We start from the raw sequence: 19,854 nt of genomic DNA on the forward strand, positions 1-19,854 counted from the left end.
CGTGTATAGCACCATTATCACCATCGGGTATTTGTTCACAGGCTTCAATGAGGTGTCTTTTTATATCGCGTGCCTTCATTCCTATAGCTTCTTCTGCATCACATCCCCACTTAACCCCATATACTTGTTTGACGTAATCAATGTACTGCCCGTTTCCGGTTCCTGAACCGCGATTAATAAAATGCCCATAACAACCGATTGTGTAGCCGGTCGAATCAACATCTTCACCTGTGATTAGGCGTTTAAAAGTCTCTGATGGGTATTTAACATCCCACCTGGATAAGTGATCATTAACACGACCCACGTCAACAAAATTGAGCTTTACAATCCAAGTATCATTATCAATTAATATTCCTGCTTGCGTAGCTAATGGTATTTTAAGAGAGAGTTTTTTTTCCAAAAAGTCATCAGGTAAGTCCGATAACTCAATATGAAAAGTAATCTCCATCAATGCATTGTGCGCCCTTAAAATCTCACGTATTGGTGAAATTAAATTGAGCCATTTTTCACGTTCAAGTTCACTGTATTTGGAACTTTTGCTGAGCCGTTTACATTCGATATAATAGTGGGTCTTGTCTTTTTCAGCAAACAAATCTGGTGATTTCCCCTTTTTTTTATCTTCCGGTATAATTTTAACCTTCCAACCATTTTTCGTCCATAACAAGGCAACAAGCAGTTCAAATAGAATATTATCGGCGGCAGGTCGCCCGTCTCTCACAAGAAAGCGCATCTTTTTTTCCAAACCCTCAACTTGTAACAATAAGTCAAGATCGGCTCCAATGCGTTTGAAAATCGGAATTACCCGTGCACCTTGGATTGGTTCGTACTGTGCACGATCTGTTAAATATTTTTCCGTCAAATATAGATACCAGCCAATTGTATCCACCTTATCTGACAGGCTTATCATCTTGCTCAAGGGTTGATCATCCGGACCATCGAAGACAAAGTCAATTTTTTTTTCTATGGCTTTCTTCCTTTTTTCCCAATCTTTAGGATTAAAATAAGAAAGAAACCAATCTAAAGATCTTTTTATATCATTATCGATCTTCCCGAAATAAGGATTTCCTTCTAAATCTGTTATCATAGTGTAAATAAATGAAAAAACACGGACGATATCTGCATATCAAGATGATAGCCGACAAACAGATCAAAATAGACTTGCTTGTGCCTCTGAAGGCGAATCATTGCTATACACCGGCAACTTGCCTCCCCAATCATAATAAGCGTCCCGTTCTTTTCCTTCAGGCTGCTCTTTGCCGCCACGAATAGAAAATACCGGATGATGTACGATATCATCTGATGGAATGCTGTAATTGAAAATTTCAGTCATATCGTTGTCACTCAAATCGCCCAATACCCAGGCGTGTTCCATTTCTGGGGTAAGAAACAGCGGCATCCGATGCTTGTTTTCGCCGTCATTGTGTATCCACATCATCTTTTCGTTGGCACCACGCGTGATCATTGTGAAACTGGCGAAGTTGAATATTTCTCCGGTTGACTGATCTACCTCCTGGCTCACCTGGTATAAAGCAGGCACATAGAAGCCCTGGCGGTTGGCCAGACTTATGTGGTAAGGTATTTTGTTTTTGAAGCCTTTGACTTTCTGGTGCTCATAAATGCCGGTAGCAGGAATAAGGCAACGATTGTTACGCAATCTATACCAATATGATTTCTTGTCTCCTATAATCCGTTCCGATCTGGCATTAACCATATTCCGGCGCTGTAATTCCCGTTCCCTTGGATCATCAATGTAAGTAGGCACAACGCCCCAGCTCATATTGGCCAACACGAGGTCTTTCCGGTTGACTACAATTGGGTGAGTAGGCAATATTTCGCAGGTCACATGCACCATTTTTTCCGGGTAATGAGCCAGGCTGGGTGCCAGTTTAATTCCTTGGAAATCTTTAGTGATGATCTGAATTTCTGAATGAAAGCTGATATCTCTGCACATAACCGATCTTATATTTAGTTGAAGATAGTACAATTTGTTGACTCTTCAGTTTGTTGGTTACCAACGATTTCATGAATTATATACGTCACATTTGAAATTGGTAACTGCATTGTATTCTTAAAATATGAAAGTCTTAACGGAGCAACGAATAAATGTTTAACTACTATAAGGCAATAACAAGATTGTTTCTATCAACTCTTTATGTAATTTAGTTTTTTAATAAAACGGAAACCAAAACCTCTAATGGATAAAATAATTGTACCTGGTAAATTAGATGATAAAATTTTGGAGGGTATATTTTTAGAATTGGTAAATGCGCCTGGCGATATCAATTTAGAGTTGCCACTAGAAATTGACTACCGCGGTTTTGGGATATTACCGAAGTTATTACTTGTTGTGTTTACTTGGACAAGAAGAAAACGGGGGAAGCTAATATTGCCAATTGACTCGAATAGCCAAAATGAACTGTCCCAATTCGCGCAAAGTTATTTTGGTTATGTGGTGCTTTTGACTATTTGGAAAAACACCGAGATAGAGAATCAATTAAATGAGCCTCTTAAAAAATCGTTTCGGCCCTATACTTCACAGTTCCATGATAAAATAGATTTTCTTAAAGGCTTGCCACACGAGGCAATATTGATCCCAAATTTCGATCATTATTCAAAATCGCAAGGATGGTCACATTGGTTTTATACTTTAGGACAGGAGCTTTTCGAAGTACCTTCCGGTTTAAATAATACTGTTTATAGGGTTTTTGAGTGTCTCAGTATCAATTTAAAAAGTAAAATTGTTAGCTCAAATAGTGACATTATCGAAGACTTGCAATCTATATTATGGGAATTGATGCGAAACACTCATGAGCATGCCATCAAAGACCATTTAAACCTTGTAAATCTATCTCCGAATACGCGTGGAGTATATTTTAGAATTCAAAGAAGTTCAAAACGAAATTTCATCAAGGCCGCGAAAACACATCGAGGATTAATAAACTACTACGAGAATGCATTAGAAGAAGGTGAAAATTTTATGCTGGAAGTATCTGTATTTGATAGTGGCCCGGGCTTGGTCAAGCGTTTTTTAGGAGCAAAATGGGAAGATGACCTAAATATTCGTGAAGACATTAATACAATAAAGAAATGTTTAATAAAAGGCCAAACCTCTGTTGTTACTTCTAAAGGGGCCAGTAAAGGATTTGGATTAGATCACGTTTTAAAGTTGTTAAATAAAAAGCGTGGATTTCTAAAAATACGTACCGGACGTGCTAGTTTATATAGAGATTTAATTCAAGCCCCATACCTTGAAACTCAGAACCTTTCAGAAGTCGTTTTGAATGATTGGACAAGCAGTTCAAATAGCACGTACGTTAATATGAACAGTACGGAAGGAACTATGATTACTATGGTTTACCCTATAAATGAGATTAGATGAAAAAATGTTACATTTTTAGTTTCATTCATGAAATTTCAATTCCCAAACAAGGTAAGAAGCAAATCAACTCTTTAATTTTATTTTTTCCGTATAAAAACATAGAGCGCGACAGAGAGGACATACAAGTTCAATTAAGAGAGTATTTTTATAAAAATGTGCCGCCAGATAGGATTATCGTTATATGCCCGGAATTTAATCGGCCAGATGTTACTAGTATATTTAATAAAACCTCGACAATCTATTCCTATATCCCACATTTTGATGGTGACACATTTGATGATAATGTAACCGCTGTTTCGATTGACAAAAACGGTATTTTCACCACTTTTATTGGTGCTGAATTACCAGTCGATCAAATCAACGAGATCTATGACCGCGGATTAACGAAGATTTTTAACGCTAATGGTGGATTGATAATATCTAAGTCGGCGCACCATTTTGTTTTTCCTTCCGGCAAACATTGTGACAGATTTTTAAGGACCGGTAACGTACTTATTCATGGCGCAGATATACTTTTTATAGTATCTGCGTTAATTAAGAAATTTCAGGGGCGGAGATTTGAAAATATTTACTGCGATACTTCATCAATAAACTCTTTAGCCTATTCATACATTACCTTTCTCAAGGAGTTAGACAATGACTACACGACCTGTGTGAGGGTAGAGAGTTTTGGGAGCTACAAATTATTTGAAGAATCAAAATTTACTTCTGAACGAGGTAGCTTGTTTTTAATTTCAAGCAGCACATCTGGTAGTATTATCAGAAGAATGATAGACGATAAGAGACGAAATATTGAGCTTGAAAATATCGCTATTATTTACGGGCTAAGCGTTGAAGATAGTTTTAGTGGACAGGTGATATGCGATCTGTCATTCGACAAGATAAAAAATCCAGAAGGCTTAGCTGAGTTTAAAAGCTTTAACCCCTTGAAAGGTGTACAATGTGATCTTTGTAAGGATAGTTCGAAACCAATTGAAGTCCAAGGGGATGTGTTCTTACTTGAAAAACCAAATGTAGTTGGACAATTGGTTTCAAAACCTGACGCTCCGGCATTCTTAAGTAAGATGAGTCCATTCTTTGAGAAGCCGCCAAAGTCTAAAAACTCTATACTGAAGTGTTATTTTAAAGACGACGGAGAGGATAAAAAATATGATGTCTATATTGATGTGGCCCAAATGCTTGATGAATGGAAGAATAGAAACACGGATAAAGCATTATTCACAAAAATATTTGATAAGCTAGAAAAGTATGTTTTACAAAATGTACCCGCCTCTATAAAATATATGATTGTTTTGTCGGACAAGGCTTCAACTACGCTTGCCGAAATTATTTCTGAAATATTAAATCAAAACGGGCTAGCTTTTAACAACGATAATATAATCAAAGATTATGATTTGACAAAAATTGATAAAACGCAGAAAGGCACCATTGCTGTAATAAGTTCCTCAATAGTCTCTGGCAGGAACCTATTATTCTTGAGCAGAGCATTAAGAGAGTTTGAAACCACCTACCAACGTATGTTTTTTACGTTTGTAAACCGTACACAAAACCCGAAGCATTTTGACTTTTTAGAGTCTAATTTGGGTTTAGGAGAGTTTGGCAAGGGGACAAATCGTATAATAAACGTAGAAAAAATGTTCTGCACCGATCAGGCCTATGAGACTTCTTGGCATGCGGAATTAGATTTTATTAAGGAAATCGAACAATTTTGTGATTCAAAAGATGACGAGTTTTCCAAAACGTTAGAGTATTGTCGCCAGAGAGTGCGGCTTTTGAACGAAAGTGGTTTGTACAGGGGGCTAATTAATAATCTTTTTTTCCCTTCGACCGTTAATGATAAGATATTAGAAATTCGTAAAGGATTTGCATTCGCGCCCAGCTATCAATATTTTACCTCTAGGTCAACTCAATCTGAGATTTACTTTATTATTTCTTGCATAATAAACGAATTACGAATTCAGGGTAGATTAGATCAAAGCGAATATGTCAGAAACGTGTTAGATCCCGGAAACTTCATTAGATATAATGATGGAATAATACAAGCTTGCTTTTTGAGAGCGGCAACAAATGATGAGTTAAGATATGACCTAAATGATGAAATGGGCGCTCAAATGAAAAGGGTATTGGGTGATATGATCATTCATTTTGGTGACAGCCACTCAGAGGGACTAAATGAATTTTTTTATGCTATTGCTATAAAAAAGCTAAGGCTAAAAGAAAGTATATTAATAGACTGTATCATGCTACTGCAAGACCAAAAAACTTATCTCAATAAAGATTCGATTTTAAAAGGGCTAATCGGTTTTATAAAAGAAAAAGTATTAGCAGGAAAAAATGTAACAGAAGAATATGCAGATTTTAGAGAAAAACAATACGTCGCAGAATAATGCCCTTTAATTTTTTTTTGAAAACGGAATATCGATTTACGTCATTCTCTATTTTTAAAATGGTAAAATTTAACATCCACTCCGCTTGTTGAATTTGCGTCTAATTTGAAACAAATTTTAGTTAAGTTTTCATTTGCTGTAGATAACCACCATATCAGATCAGCTGTTTTTGTTTTAAAATCCGGCGAGTGCATCCAAAAGAAATCTTTTATTCCTGGTTGAGTTTTCATGGTTTTCAGTTTGTCCGAAAAAGCACCTGCTGCTAAATCTGGTATAGCGCATAGATCTTCTATTAAAAGCGTCCCATCATCCGACTTAGTGGTGCCAACACGAATATGTCCCATATCGTGCGGTATATATTGAGAAAGTACGCTTCCAAAGAGTTTTGTCAGATCCCCCAATCTTTCAGCGTTTGGCGTGATTTTATCATCATCCGTTATCCAGAAAACGTTTTGTAATTCATTTGATAAGCCAGCGATACAAAAGCCAATTAAATGTAAAATTCTGAATGTCTTTTCTTTTGTATCTGGAGTCCAATTTTGAGAATTAACTCCAAGCCCAAGTGTGTCGTTACGCGGTGCTTGTGAAGCAAATATTGATTTGATACTTTTATCAAATGCGAAAGTAAAAAGAAAACCATGCAGTTCATCTGCCAACCCCAAATACTTTTTTATGTAATTGGCACTTAGCTTATCTCTATAGTTTTTAAATGAAACCCGACGGCCATCTGCTAAAATTTCGCTTCTTAGCTTCTTTCTCTTGCCATCCCACTCCTGAAGTTGTTCGCCGCTAATAATAATGAAAGAGTACATGGCATAGTCTGCTTCGGCTTCTTCGCCACTATAATCAGAAAAACAAAATAAAGTTTTTGAAGATCGCAGATTAGAAATTTCAGCTTTATATGCGTCGCAATAATTATTGACCTGGCGGTTAATTATATCAAATAAACTACCGGCTGTCACAGTTGGGTTGTTCCAAATATTGCTCAAGCCTTTACGACACTAATGATAACTTTTGAGGCAGTTGCCTGAAAATCTGCCCGTTTAATTCACAACCACCTTTCGCGTGTTGAGGATGTTGGGGACTTATGGTAGGGTCATTTTGATTGACATTAAATTTAGGTTTGCCCCATTGTTTGAAAAAAAATGGTGTTTGCGTTTCTAAACATACCTTTTGAATAGATTCAATCCATATTTTTTTTATCGGCCGCGCTTTATGCCCTGATTCTCCACCTACGATTACCCAGTCAATTTTATTTATGTTTAAAAATTTAATAGCGCCAATTAAAGGTTCAATTGAAACAAACTTTATATACGCACCGGTTGATGTTAAATCCTGAATTCTAAAAGTGTAATCGTCTGATTCTACAGAAACTCCCATCCAAATATTAGGTGTCCAACTAAGCTGATCGGATAATTCTAAAAGCCTGTCTGAACGTTTTGTTAATATTTGATAGGTGTGTTTTTGGGTTTGGTTCATCACCAGAAATACCGCCTTAATAAATTCTACCGGTACATCCGGATGAAAAAGGTCGCTCATTGAGTTCACAAATACCACTTTAGGTTTTTTCCAAGTAAACGGAATATTCAGTGAGTCTGGATGAGTTCGAATATTAAAGCCCTCTTTATATTTTTCGATGCCCATTGCTTTAAGTCTTTTAGACATAACTTCTGCATAGCAATACTTACAACCAGGACTTATCTTGTTGCAGCCAGTGACCGGATTCCAGGTCAACTCGGTCCATTCTATGTTTGATTGTGCCATACTTAAGTGCTAAAAATTAGGCTAAAAATTAAAAGCTAACAAAATTAGCATAATATAACAAAGATATATAACTTATTTGCTTAGGACTATGTAATTTAAAATACGTGATTTTTGATATACATTGACATAATTGGCTAATGGCGATGGGCTGTCAAAGGTTATTTGTTTGTCTTTCTTCAGTCCTTTCAGAGCATCTGAGGAATGGCTGCTAATATGACCTTCTTCCAAGGTGAAATCATATAACTGTTTATTGTTAACTATTTGCTTGCTCAATATTTTGTCACAGACTAATTCCTGAAAAGCTTCAATCCGTTTTTTTCTTTTAGGTGCGAAAAATTCCAGTTGATCTTTCGAGGCATCATCGTCAATATCAAAATTTGCCTGACCATTAGTTGTGTTTTTTTCCCAAGCAACTCTAAGAAATTTATCTACAGCTCTGGGATGTGAAGCTCCAAATATTATTCCATGGATATTTTGGTCACGTTTAAGGGAAAAAGGATATAGTTTTAATTTGGTATTGATTGGAAGCTTTTTCCTGATTTGGGCAATTACGTTACGATGTATAAATTTATATTGATCTTTTTTTGCCTCTTCCATGTCAATTTCCAAGTGCATGGTAAATTCTCTCTTTTTTCCAAACCGCCAAAAATAAGAGGATGATATAAAATATAAAAAATCTGTCTGAAACGTTTTTTCTAATTCGAGAAAATATTTTTCCGAAGTGAACTTAATTCCATTTTGATCCAGAAAAACCAATGACGGAGCTTTTTTTATCTCAGGTAACAATTTGGGGAACAGTGTTTCAAAGTCTTCATTGTATAATTTTATCTCGACTGCGCTTTTTAGACCGGGGTTCTCATTTTCAAAAGTCTGGCATGCAGCTTTGAGCAGCTCAAATTTTTCCTGCACCTTTTTTACGGGCTCAAACTCATTCAAAAACAAGGTAATATGAACGCTTTTTTGAAATATGTGACCACGTTGTTCTTTGATTTTATTTAATATTCTAATTGGGCTACCTGGTATGCCGGCCACATCATATCCGGTTCCTGCAAAGAAATCAAATATATAAAGATGTGGGATGCCTTGCATTATAAATGTTGGTAACCATTCTTGGGCATAATTTTCAAATATTTCAAGTTTGAATATGGTTTCTTCGTCAAAAGGCTTACTATGAAGATTTTTCGCTGCCATTGGTTTTTCTGCGAATTTGTATAAGGTTAAGGAATTTATTCCAGTTGGTTACGATAGCTTTATAAAGCTATGTAATTCCGTTGATAAACAATTATAAATGACAATATTAAAACTGTTGAAGGGCTTACAAGTTTTGAACTCTCCACCTAGACTACAGAAGTATCCTTATTTGACCATGTTATAAAAAAGAGCCGTATGGCTTTGATCACCTGATGTGATCTCCGCCTTTAGCCGGCCGTATTCAACAAAGATACGCACATCGTAGTGATCCTCCTTTTTCATACGGATTGCATAAATATACGCAGAAACGGCTTTCGCATACGCCTTCTGTAATCTTTTTTCATGGCGAGTGTCCAGGGTGCCATTAAAGAAAACCGAAATGCCGGATTCGTTTTTCAAAAGGTTTACAACCGTCTGATATTGGCTCAAATCCAGCAAATTTTGCGCTTTCCCTTCTTTAGGTGCTAATTCCTGTTCATGGTAACGTGCTTCCTGCTCATCTGCATAAGCAGACAGTAAAAAGGTTTTTTGCAGTGGTTGGCCGGGCCATTGAAAGCGCTGGATGACCACATAAGGTTTGCTTGCACCCATCAGCTTTCGGAGGGTATCTTCTTTTATACGCAGAAAAGGGTTATAAAACAAGCTATCAGTCATTTAGCCCAGCTTTAAAAATATTTTCAAATATAAACAAAATGCTAATATTTTTAGTATTAGTTTTGTTGTCCGTTTTCGAAGCGAATAAAAGCAAAATCTTGATGTGATTTAAATTGATGGTTTACTAAATATTTTTCAAGGCATAATGAGCACAGACCGCCAAATCATCCACATGGACCAGGATGCATTTTTTGTATCAGTAGAAGTCCGTAAAAATCCAGAGCTGATAGGTAAACCGGTGATCATTGGTAGTCTGTCAGATCGTGGTGTGGTGGCATCTTGCAGCTACGAAGCTCGGAAATTTGGTATCCATTCGGCTATGCCTGCCCGGATGGCGCGGATGCTTTGTCCGCACGGAATTTGGATACGGGGAAACATGGATGAATATTCAAAAGCCTCACACGAAATCACGGAAATACTAAAAGAAAATGTGCCGCTGATTGAAAAAGCCAGTATCGATGAACATTATATCGATATGACCGGCATGGACAGGCATTTCGGCACACTCCGGTATGCCAAAGAACTACGCGCAAAAGTGATGAAAGAAACAGCCTTGCCTATCTCTTTCGGTCTTTCAGTCAACAAGACTGTCTCCAAAATGGCTACGAATGAATGTAAGCCGAACGGTGAACTGAATATCGAAAAGTCGGTTGTTCGGCCATTCTTAAATCCATTATCTATCCGTAAAATCCCAGGGTTAGGTGAAAAGACCTTTATTAAGTTGAGCGACATGGGTATCAAACGTATCTATGAGCTTTCACAGGTACATCCTGAATATATGAATAGCATACTCGGTAAGAATGGCATTTGGTTGTTGCAAAAAGCAAAAGGCATTGACGATTCTCCGATCATTCCTTATCAGGAACAAAAATCCATCGGCACGCAAACGACTTTCAAAAATGACAGTATTGATTTGGTGTCCATCAATTATCTCCTGACCTCTATGGTGATGGAGCTGGCCTTCGAATTACGTCAGAAAAAAAAGCAAACCGCTTGCTTGACGGTGACCGTCCGGTACTCTACGCGAGAGGATGTAACCAAGCAAGCAACCATCCCATATACATCGTTGGATGGCCCGCTTATCAAAAAAGTAAAAGAGCTATTTAAACAGGCTTATCAAAAAAGACTACTAATCCGTCTGGTTGGCGTTCGCTTATCTAATCTGGTGAATGGTTTTGAGCAGATTGACCTTTATTCGGAATCCGAGGAACAATATAGCCTCTGCCAGGCGATGGATAAAATCCGCAGGCGCTTCGGCCCGGACTCCATTAAACTGGCTTCAGGTATCAATCTTAACCTTTAAGTAGCCATGTATCTGAACGTTCACTCCCAGTACAGCCTCCGCTATGGTACCATGTCGATCCCGGCACTGGTGGAGGAAGCTATTGCCTGTGGTGTGACCCAAATGGCGTTGACCGATATTAATAACTCCACCGGCATCATGGAATTTATGCGGGAGTGCGACGAGAAAGGCATTAAGCCCGTCGCGGGGTTGGAATTCAGGCGGGATAAACGCTTCATTTACTTTGGCATCGCCCGAAATAAAGAAGGTATGAAGGAGCTAAATGATTTCCTGTCGGAACATAACCTGGAACAAAAACCCTTACCTGATCTCGCGCCGGCATTTGTAAACGCTTATATTGTTTATCCCTATGGTCATCAGGAGCCACTGAAGGAAAACGAATATCTGGGCATCCGGTATGATCAGCTCAATAGTTTATTTAACAAAGACCTCAGCGGCATCCGGGAAAAACTCCTGGCTTTACAGCCTGTCTTTATCGCCGACAAAATTGAATACAGGTTACATGAATACCTGCGGGGTATCGATTTGAACGTGGTACTGACAGAGGTTACCGCTGAAGATAAATGCGCGCCGACTGATAAGTTTTTGGCACCGGGCCAATTAGAAGCTAAATTTTCACGGTATGCCTTTATACTGGACAATACCCGGAACCTGATGAACGGCTGTGTGATGAATTATCCCAAAGGCAGGGTTAATTTAAACCGCAGGACCTTTACTGGTAACAAGAAAAATGACCAGGAGCTTTTGCAAAAACTGGCGCTAAGCGGTATGGAATACCGTTATGGCAAATCGAACAAAGAAGCGCTGCGCAGGGTCAAACATGAACTGAAGGTTATTTACGAACTCGACTTCTGTGCTTATTTCCTTATCACCTGGGATATTATCCGCTACTCCAGCTCGCAGGGCTATTATCATGTGGGCCGGGGTTCCGGGGCCAATAGCATCGTGGCCTATTGTCTCAAAATAACGGATGTTGACCCTATTGAACTGGACTTGTATTTTGAACGGTTCCTGAACGCGCAGCGAACATCACCGCCCGACTTCGATATTGATTACTCCTGGGATGAGCGGGAAGATGTGCAGGATTATATTTTTAAGCGTTACGGCAGCCAGCATACCGCATTACTTGGTACCATGTCCACTTTTAAGGATCGCAGCATTATCCGCGAAATCGGCAAGGTGATAGGTTTACCTAAATCTGAGATCGACGGATTTACAGACACCACGCGTCTGGCTTTTAACCGAAACAACGATGCCTTCAGAAAGATCACGGCTATCTATGAGCGGATGGCCAATATGCCCAATCAACGCTCTATTCATGCCGGTGGTGTGCTGATTACCGAAGAGCCGATCACATACTATACCGCGCTTGACCTACCGCCAAAAGGGATGGCAACCGTACAATGGGATATGTATGAAGCCGAAAAGATCGGTTTCGATAAATATGATATCCTGAGCCAGCGTGGTATAGGGCATATCAAAATGGCTGTCAAGCTGGTCGAAGAAAACCAGCAGCGCAAGATCGATATACACCAGGTCAAAAACTTTATGAAAGACCCGGCACTAAATGCCAATTTAAAGATCGGGAATACCAAGGGGTGCTTTTATATCGAGTCACCTGCGATGATCCAGCTCAACCGGAAACTGGGTTGCGATAATTACCTGGTGCTGGTCGCGGCCAGTTCTATCATCCGACCGGGTGTGGCCAGTTCGGGAATGATGGGAACCTATATCAAATACCACCACGCCCCTGATACCGTGAAATACCTTCACCCAGTGATGGAAGAAATATTAAAGGAAACTTACGGCGTTATGGTTTACCAGGAAGATGTGATCAAAGTTTGTATCCATTTTGCAGGGATGGATGGGACGGATGCCGATATTTTAAGGCGGGGAATGAGTGGCAAATACAGGTCTAAAAAAGAATTTGACAGGCTCGTTGAGCGATTTCATCAGGAAGCAATTGCTTTAGGCCGGCCGGAAGATATCGTTAAAGAAGTATGGCGACAGGTATCATCTTTTGCAGGTTACAGTTTCTCCAAAGCACATTCTGCAAGCTTCGCGGTAGAAAGCTACCAAAGCCTCTATTTGAAAACCTATTTTCCGCGGGAATTCATGGTCGCGGTATTAAATAATTACGGGGGATTTTATGACCGGGCGCTATATGTGCAGGAATTACAGCGTTCTGGAGGGATCGTACATCTGCCGTGCGTAAATAACAGCGATAGTATTGTCAACATTATCGGAGTGGATGTTTACCTCGGCTTTGTAGGTATCCACGGTTTAAATGAGACATTCATTGAACTGATCCCGGAGGAACGCAGGCGAAACGGGCCGTACCAAAGCCTGGAAGATTTTATCAAAAGAACCGCTATAGGTTTGGAGAACGGCATCACGCTTATCCGCGTAGGTGCGCTGCGGTTCACAGGAAAAAGTAAAAAGGAATTGTTATGGGACATACATCTTTTATTGGGAGCCAGGACAAAACCCAACAATAACGCAGAATTGTTTTGTATGGAAGTAAAAAACTATTCCTTGCCTGTGCTGGTCAATACCACTCTGGAGAACGCCTATCATGAACTGGAACTACTGGGTTTTCCATTAAGTATGACCATGTTCGATTTGTTGCAAACAGATTACCGCGGTGAAATTTGCACTAACGACCTGAGCAATCATGTCGGGCAGATCGTTCGGATGGTCGGGCAGTATGTATGCGAGAAAACCGTTCAAACCAAAAACAATCAGAAAATGTGGTTCGGCAATTTTTTGGATGTGGAGGGGAATACCTTTGACACGGTACATTTTCCTAACAATACACCAATTTACCCATTCCGTGGCGCAGGGTGCTATTTGATCCTCGGTAAGGTTGTTGCGGAGTTCGGCTTTGCCAGTCTTGAGGTACTCAAATTTGCCAAGCTGCCCATTTTGCCCAATCCTGTAATTTCTTAATCACAATAAGATGGATAGAATAAATTTAAAATGTTTAGTTTCTGGCCGGGAGGTAGAACTGCAATTAGATAAAAAAGCGATGCCAGGCGAAGTTGGGCCATGTTTTATGATTACCGAAGGAGGATGCTTTAGAGGGTATATATCATTACAAAAGAATAGCATATTTAAACATTTGGGAGTGTCCTATTTTACCGATCAGGATCTTCAAGCAATAGGCACACAATTTAAAATGCAAACTATGTTTTGATTTTAAGCCGCGCAAATAGGTTGGGTCCGGCAAATCTTATTCTATTCCAACAATAGATGACCCTCTTATGTCCAAAATTTAATTATCATAATTGTTTTTTATCTCTCTATTCCAAATCGTTAAGTATTATATCGACTCCTATACTCATCATTTTAGAATTGCGGCCCACTTGTTATTTTCCAATTTTATACGGAACTTTCAGCATCCTTGACCTAAAATTGCGATGTCCAACAGGAAAGCCTCTTTTGATTTTATACGTTTTATATTGCTATTGATCTCCATCATTGGGATCTGGTACCTGGTTAAAGATTGGCGCAGAAAAAAAGCTTTTAAACGAGCTTTGCCGGATATTATCTTTAAGGTCAGAAAAGCTAATACCCTTTTTCCTAAGTTAACCGGTTTTGAAAGGTATTTCGCCAACGCAGATGAAAAGGCATTCTTAAATAGTTACCGTGTAACTCGTGAAGCGATTGTTTCGGACTTTGATAGGATGGGTTTAGCCGACGCAGAAATTGAAGTATTAAAATTATTCTGTAATAACTTTGATTTATGCGCCGCCAAGCGGAAGGATTATAACAATGAATTTGTAAAGTTTGAACAAGCAAAATATGCCACCTTTTTTGCCGGCCTTGAAGCTTACCCTTTATCACCCGATCAAACTGAAGCAATCATCCGGGACGAGGACAACAACCTTGTGCTTGCCGGAGCAGGCACCGGAAAGACAACGACAATTTCAGGAAAAGTCGCCTACTTACTGGAAAAGAAAATTGCTACCCCCGATGAATTATTAATAATCTCTTTTACCAATAATGCTGCCCTGGAAATGCGGGAACGGTGCAGGGAATTTTGCAAGAATTTATCAGGAGCAGATAATTTAGAAGTACGCACATTTAACAGTTTTGGCTTTTTAGTTTGCCGCACTTGTTCTGATCAGGAAATACGCCTGGCCTTTGATGACAGTGATAAAGCGAAATCCTTTTTGCAGGAGAAATTTGATGAATTGTTCATCAATGATCTGTCCTTTCAGCGAAAGGCGATCAATTACCTTTCTTTCTTTAATCGGCCTCCTAAAGACGAATCGGAATTTGGGACAAGGAATGATTACCTGATTTACGAACAGGGCTTTAAAAATATTACGCTGGATGGCAAAAAGGTAAAAAGCCAACAGGAAATGGAAATTGCCAATTTCTTTTGCCTTTTTAACATCAATTATGAGTATGAACGGCATTACCCGCTCGAAGGTGAGGATCGGAACCCAACCTTTGGTGTCTATCAACCCGACTTTTATCTGGCAGACTACCAGATTTGGCATGAACATTACGGAATCGCCAGAAATGGTGATGTGGCAAAAAGTTTCACTACCAGGCCTCCATATAAGACTGCACGTGAATACTATCATGCAGGTATGGCTTGGAAGGATGGGATTCACGAGAAATACAAAACCCGATTACTAAAATCGTATGCTTACGAAGCATCCGAAGGTAACCTGATTCGTAACTTAAAAGAAAGACTGCTTGCCGAAGGAGTGGAAATGCGTGAGCGTAGCCCCGAGGATATATTGGAACTCATCAAAAAATCGGCTGATTATGAAGATTTCATAAACCTGATTCACGTATTTCTTGGTTTAATGAAATCTTGTGGCAAATTACCGGACGAATTACTGCCTAAGAAAGGCGATAAACGCTTTCGTGTATTCCTGGATGTGATCGGGCCACTTTTCCATGCTTACGATAAACATTTGAAAGGGATACCAGCGGTGGATTTTAACGATATGATTAATCATGCAGCCCGGCATTTCAGAAACGGAGCGTTCAATAAGCCCTATAAATATATCCTGGTAGATGAGTTCCAGGATATGTCTCTCGGACGTTATGAGTTACTCAAGGCTATCCGCGTACAAAATCCCGGTGTTAAACTTTATGCAGTCGGTGACGACTGGCAATCCATCTTCCGTTTTACCGGAAGTGATTTATCAATTATTACTCAGTTTGAAAAACAATTCGGGGTAACGAGCCAGACGGCTGTTTTGAAAACCTATCGCTTTAATGATCAAATACTAAATGTAAGCAGCGCATTTGTACAGAAAAATCCGTCCCAGATCTCAAAGCAATTAACGGCTCACCAGCCGACTCCGGAGGGACATATGAGTTTTGAATTCATTAAAATCACAGGGGCAGGCGGACGGGAACATTATCTACGGCACAGAACGCAGCACCTTTCAGAAATATTAGGAAAGATAAACGCCCAGAAACCCAACGCCAGTGTTTTTATGATAGGCCGGTACAAACTTAATGCCCCCAGGGACATGCGCTATCTGCAAAATCAGTATCCTAAGCTTAGCATTAAATTCTTTACCGCTCATGGCGTAAAAGGCATGACTTGTGATTACGCTATACTACTGGATCTTGATTCCGGTATACTTGGATTTCCTTCAGAAATGGCAGATGACCCTATGCTTAACTATTTACTTCAGGAAGGAGATGATTTTGAAAATGCAGAAGAACGACGAGTCTTTTACGTGGCCATAACAAGAGCGCGGTATCAGAATTACTTGATTTACAACGAGAACCAGCCGAGTAAATTTATAACGGAATTGCTTCTGGCTAATAATACGACAAATCAGGCTGCAATCAAATGCCCTGAATGCGACGGGCCAATGATTAAACGTACTGGACCTCACAGCGAATTTTATGGTTGCCTTCACTACCCGAAATGCACAGGGAAAGTTGCTTTAAGCAGCGTTGTTATTTCTTAGATGAGCATCTGGAGAAGGTAATTTTATCTATCCAAAGTCCCTCATGTCAGTTTTAGATGGTTATTTATCAACATGAGTTTCAATTCGATGCCAGTTCACCTTAATAATCGGATCTGTCATAATATTCAGTTTTAAGGTAATTTGAGTATAATATGGGTTCGTTAGAAAAATATTTTACACTGCGCAGATAGGTTGCGCAGTGCGAATTTACCTTTGGTTTATAATAATTTTAAGAATGATAATGGATATTGATATTTGGCCACCACACGAGGTTTTTTACATTGAAAGCCTCCTTTCCATAACAAGGACAGCTTTAATAAATCTTTCTCAGTTACAATACTGCCTGGATGAATTATATTACGAAAGGACTGTCAATGAAGACCAGATGCTTGACTTTGTTCAAAACATTATCAGTAATGCTGGTGCTCTATCGCGGTATTTCTGGCCATCGTCAAACAAGCCAATTCATCAGAAGCGTGCTGCAAAATTACGGGAGTCCTGCGGTATAGCTGACGATAACCCGTTGAAAGACCGTAAGGTTAGAAATTTCGTTGAACATTTCGATGAAAACCTCGATAGCTTTTTGGCAAAAATGCTTGCTGGAATGATTGTCCCATCTTATGTTGGTACCGAACCTCAAAATCAACAGGTGCCGCCAAAATTTTTCAGGGCTTACTACCTAGAGAAAGCTACATTTTGCTCTTTGGATATGGAATATGATATGTTGCCCATAGTTAAGGAAATTAATGACCTGCATAAAAGATTAGAGCAATTTAAGAATACCGGAGGCAGGCTCCCGGCAAAGAAAGAACCTGAGATGAATAATAATACTCCTAATTAAAAGGCTATGTCGAAAGTAATTGAAAAATTTGTATCTGATTTTAATGCGGAATATGATTTTACTGAAGTGAAAGTTCCGAAAGAATTTACCGGTTCACTGATCACGAAAGTTAGCTTGTCACCAACCAAAGTTTTTGAATTGATGGAGGTAATCTTCGACCATTATGACGATCCTCATGGGGATATCACCTTCCTTGATAATAAGACTAATTGGGAAAGGTATATCGTTGGCAAGCATGGTACCTACCGCGTTTATGAATTCCGTGGTTCTACTTCCATCGGTTCCAATGGTTCAACTTTTTTAATCCAGCCTTCGGAGGAATACCGTAATGAAGGCATGGAGTTGAAAAAAGCACTTGAAGCATCGTGGCCGAAATATGAGGTTGCTAAGGCGGACCACCTTAAAGAAGAGTTAGCGGAACGGCCTATGGCAAACTTTAGCAGGGCTTTTCTTTCGACAAAAATTTTATTGGAGCGGGCAACTAAAGCCGGATCGTTATTGGAATTACTGGTAATGAACGCGGCCTTACTGGATGGTACACTCAGATTAGGAATTATTCTCGCTACTCAGCTCAGAGAAAGAAACGACCATGTTAACCAGGATCTCATTTTTCAGGGCGGCAAAAAACATATCAGCGAGCGGGAAATTTACCGGATGGCTAAAGATGAAGGAATTTTAACGGAGGATGATTCTACAGAAATTAACGCCTTGTATGATTTCAGGAATATGGCTATACATAGGTTTTTTATTTCCGGGATTGAATACAATGAAATCAATCCGGTTTTAAAACGCTATGAAGCTGTTCTTGACAAAATTCGCGTTCCCATTCATGCCATGGAAGAACGGCAGGTAAAGGAAGGCATTGGTATGACTAAAAAAGAACATTTGGAATTGGATGATGAAACGGTTAAACAGATATATCGTGAACAATATCTGAAAATTGACTCTAAAAAGCCGGTTGCTGTTGTACCCATCAGAAAATTTCTGTTCGACAAGGGCGAGTAATACTGATCAGGGTATATTGTCTTGGCTGTTTCTTTTACTTTTAAGGTACATCCAAAGCAAAAGCATGGCATTGATAAGTACGATAACACTGATCAGTACGGCTTTTACGGGCTCTTCTTTTAATTGCGCTGCGTATCCAATTGCGGCTGTCCAAAATGGTATTGATGTGGTAAATATTTTATCAGGTTTCATACCCTTATATTATGTTATCGGTCCTTTTTAAATTCAGTTAAGTCAAAACGAAAGGCCTATAAATCTTCGTCCTGTTCGCCGATGCTGCAATGATAAAATAGAATAGGCACTCCGTAAACGACAAGTAGCGCAGTGACTAAATGGGTGTAGAATTTTGTTGTACTTTTAGTAAAATATCATACGCTAATCGTTCTTCCATTTTTAACTTTTTGCTTCATCCAATGATAGGAATGAATAACATGGTAATAAAGGACAGGGTATTGCAGTTGACTGCTGTCTTAACAATTTTGATTTATTATTAGTAAAATAAGAAATATGCTAAAGGCTTACCGTAGTTTAAAAGATATTGAGAAGGATTTTTTTAACGATGAACGCTGCCTGGATTACATTAAATCCGTCAAATGGAAAAACGGTGTTGTATCTCCCTTTGATCCCTCGGCTCCTGTTACCCGTGTGGATGACCGATGGTATTTATGTAAATCAACCCAAAAGCGGTTTACAGTTACCACGCAAACGATATTTTCAGGTACAAAATCGGCTTTACAGGACTGGTTTAAGGTTATTTGGCTAATGACCGCTAACCCGGATATGTCTTCATCTGAAATAGCCCGAAGGGCAAGGCTCAATCAAAAAACGGTTTGGAATTTTAAGAGGAAGATTGAAATGGCTCAGAATGCTCAAAAGACACAAATTGATTAATTTATGCAAGTATTTGAAATTCAATCAGAAGGGTATTTAAAAATCGGGGTATTTCGCCTTCCTGTCTTTTTATTGAAAAACGGACGTCGCGCGGTGAGCCAAAGTGCAGTTTATGAGTTTTTAACGGGGAAGCCTGGAAGAGCCGGTGTGCGCCATTCTCTTAAACTTTCTAACCTTGCAAAACATATCCCGACCTCCATGCTGATTGCAGATGAATTTGCCGGCAAATTAGAAGATAAAGAAATCAGGCTGTTCTTTGCTGATGAGTTGGTATTACTAAGTAAAGCGGTCATGCTGGCCAGCTTTAATAAGCATCTTAGCCAAACCTGGCAGGCAGCACTTCCTAAAGCACAACAAATATTAATGGCATTTGCACAGGATGGGGTTAATTCGGTAATTGACCATGCCATTAAAAATAGCCCCGTAGTATCCGCCGCAGATTTTAAATCACAATTGTCGAAAATTCTTGATTTTAAATATTTTTAATA

The 19,854-nt window shown here is 39.2% G+C and carries 17 protein-coding genes; 10 read left to right on the forward strand and 7 right to left on the reverse strand.

What is annotated here, in order from left to right:
* Both AC1DU2_RS17260 and AC1DU2_RS17265 read right to left on the reverse strand, forming a co-directional pair.
* A partial coding sequence (locus tag AC1DU2_RS17260) for a hypothetical protein (RefSeq protein ID WP_477385481.1) occupies positions 1–1,084 on the reverse strand: 1,084 nt, incomplete at its 3' end.
* A 63-nt stretch (positions 1,085–1,147) separates the two neighbouring features.
* The gene (locus tag AC1DU2_RS17265) at positions 1,148–1,951 is read right to left on the reverse strand and encodes an SOS response-associated peptidase (RefSeq protein ID WP_477385483.1); all 804 of its coding nucleotides are present in this window, start codon (positions 1,949–1,951) and stop codon (positions 1,148–1,150) included.
* Between the two features lie 243 nt (positions 1,952–2,194).
* Here AC1DU2_RS17265 and AC1DU2_RS17270 point away from each other — a divergent pair, with 243 nt between their 5' ends.
* Positions 2,195–3,379, forward strand: coding sequence for a hypothetical protein (locus tag AC1DU2_RS17270; RefSeq protein ID WP_477385485.1), 1,185 nt, complete (start codon positions 2,195–2,197; stop codon positions 3,377–3,379).
* Complete coding sequence (locus AC1DU2_RS17275; RefSeq protein WP_477385487.1) at positions 3,376–5,766, forward strand: hypothetical protein; 2,391 nt, start codon at positions 3,376–3,378, stop codon at positions 5,764–5,766. Before AC1DU2_RS17270 ends, AC1DU2_RS17275 begins: the two co-directional genes overlap by 4 nt.
* Positions 5,767–5,807: 41 nt before the next feature.
* On the opposite strand, the gene AC1DU2_RS17280 is transcribed toward AC1DU2_RS17275, so the two are convergent.
* From AC1DU2_RS17280 to AC1DU2_RS17295, 4 genes are all read right to left on the reverse strand, one after another.
* A complete protein-coding gene (locus AC1DU2_RS17280) occupies positions 5,808–6,755 on the reverse strand; it encodes a hypothetical protein (protein ID WP_477385489.1) in 948 nt (315 codons plus the stop codon).
* Positions 6,756–6,759: 4 nt separating this feature from the next.
* The gene (locus tag AC1DU2_RS17285) at positions 6,760–7,530 is read right to left on the reverse strand and encodes a DUF5131 family protein (protein ID WP_477385491.1); all 771 of its coding nucleotides are present in this window, start codon (positions 7,528–7,530) and stop codon (positions 6,760–6,762) included.
* Between the two features lie 72 nt (positions 7,531–7,602).
* Positions 7,603–8,721, reverse strand: coding sequence for a three-Cys-motif partner protein TcmP (tcmP, locus tag AC1DU2_RS17290; protein WP_477385493.1), 1,119 nt, complete (start codon positions 8,719–8,721; stop codon positions 7,603–7,605).
* 165 nt (positions 8,722–8,886) lie between these two features.
* On the reverse strand, positions 8,887–9,375 hold the full coding sequence (locus AC1DU2_RS17295) for a hypothetical protein (RefSeq protein ID WP_477385495.1): 489 nt from the start codon (positions 9,373–9,375) through the stop codon (positions 8,887–8,889).
* A gap of 145 nt (positions 9,376–9,520) precedes the next feature.
* Between AC1DU2_RS17295 and dinB the strand changes: the two genes are divergently transcribed.
* From dinB to AC1DU2_RS17325, 6 genes are all read left to right on the forward strand, one after another.
* Positions 9,521–10,678 (forward strand): DNA polymerase IV, encoded by a 1,158-nt coding sequence (gene dinB / locus AC1DU2_RS17300; protein ID WP_477385497.1) that lies wholly within the window; start codon positions 9,521–9,523, stop codon positions 10,676–10,678.
* 6 nt (positions 10,679–10,684) lie between these two features.
* Entirely contained in the window at positions 10,685–13,627 is a 2,943-nt protein-coding gene (dnaE, locus tag AC1DU2_RS17305; RefSeq protein ID WP_477385499.1) for a DNA polymerase III subunit alpha, read from the forward strand.
* A 10-nt stretch (positions 13,628–13,637) separates the two neighbouring features.
* The gene (locus tag AC1DU2_RS17310) at positions 13,638–13,874 is read left to right on the forward strand and encodes a hypothetical protein (RefSeq protein ID WP_477385501.1); all 237 of its coding nucleotides are present in this window, start codon (positions 13,638–13,640) and stop codon (positions 13,872–13,874) included.
* A 223-nt stretch (positions 13,875–14,097) separates the two neighbouring features.
* A complete protein-coding gene (locus tag AC1DU2_RS17315; protein WP_477385503.1) occupies positions 14,098–16,629 on the forward strand; it encodes a UvrD-helicase domain-containing protein in 2,532 nt (843 codons plus the stop codon).
* 241 nt (positions 16,630–16,870) lie between these two features.
* Positions 16,871–17,470 (forward strand): hypothetical protein, encoded by a 600-nt coding sequence (locus tag AC1DU2_RS17320; protein ID WP_477385505.1) that lies wholly within the window; start codon positions 16,871–16,873, stop codon positions 17,468–17,470.
* A gap of 6 nt (positions 17,471–17,476) precedes the next feature.
* Positions 17,477–18,475, forward strand: a complete 999-nt coding sequence (locus tag AC1DU2_RS17325; protein WP_477385507.1) for a hypothetical protein — start codon at positions 17,477–17,479, stop codon at positions 18,473–18,475.
* A gap of 6 nt (positions 18,476–18,481) precedes the next feature.
* Here the strand turns inward: AC1DU2_RS17325 and AC1DU2_RS17330 are convergent, their stop codons facing one another.
* On the reverse strand, positions 18,482–18,667 hold the full coding sequence (locus tag AC1DU2_RS17330; RefSeq protein WP_477385509.1) for a hypothetical protein: 186 nt from the start codon (positions 18,665–18,667) through the stop codon (positions 18,482–18,484).
* Between the two features lie 315 nt (positions 18,668–18,982).
* Between AC1DU2_RS17330 and AC1DU2_RS17335 the strand changes: the two genes are divergently transcribed.
* Together AC1DU2_RS17335 and AC1DU2_RS17340 are read left to right on the forward strand one after the other, a co-directional pair.
* Positions 18,983–19,366, forward strand: a complete 384-nt coding sequence (locus AC1DU2_RS17335) for a transposase (RefSeq protein WP_477385511.1) — start codon at positions 18,983–18,985, stop codon at positions 19,364–19,366.
* Between the two features lie 3 nt (positions 19,367–19,369).
* The gene (locus tag AC1DU2_RS17340) at positions 19,370–19,852 is read left to right on the forward strand and encodes a hypothetical protein (RefSeq protein ID WP_477385513.1); all 483 of its coding nucleotides are present in this window, start codon (positions 19,370–19,372) and stop codon (positions 19,850–19,852) included.
* Positions 19,853–19,854: the final 2 nt, after the last annotated feature.

The organism is Mucilaginibacter sp. P4_C11 (genome assembly GCF_056402115.1).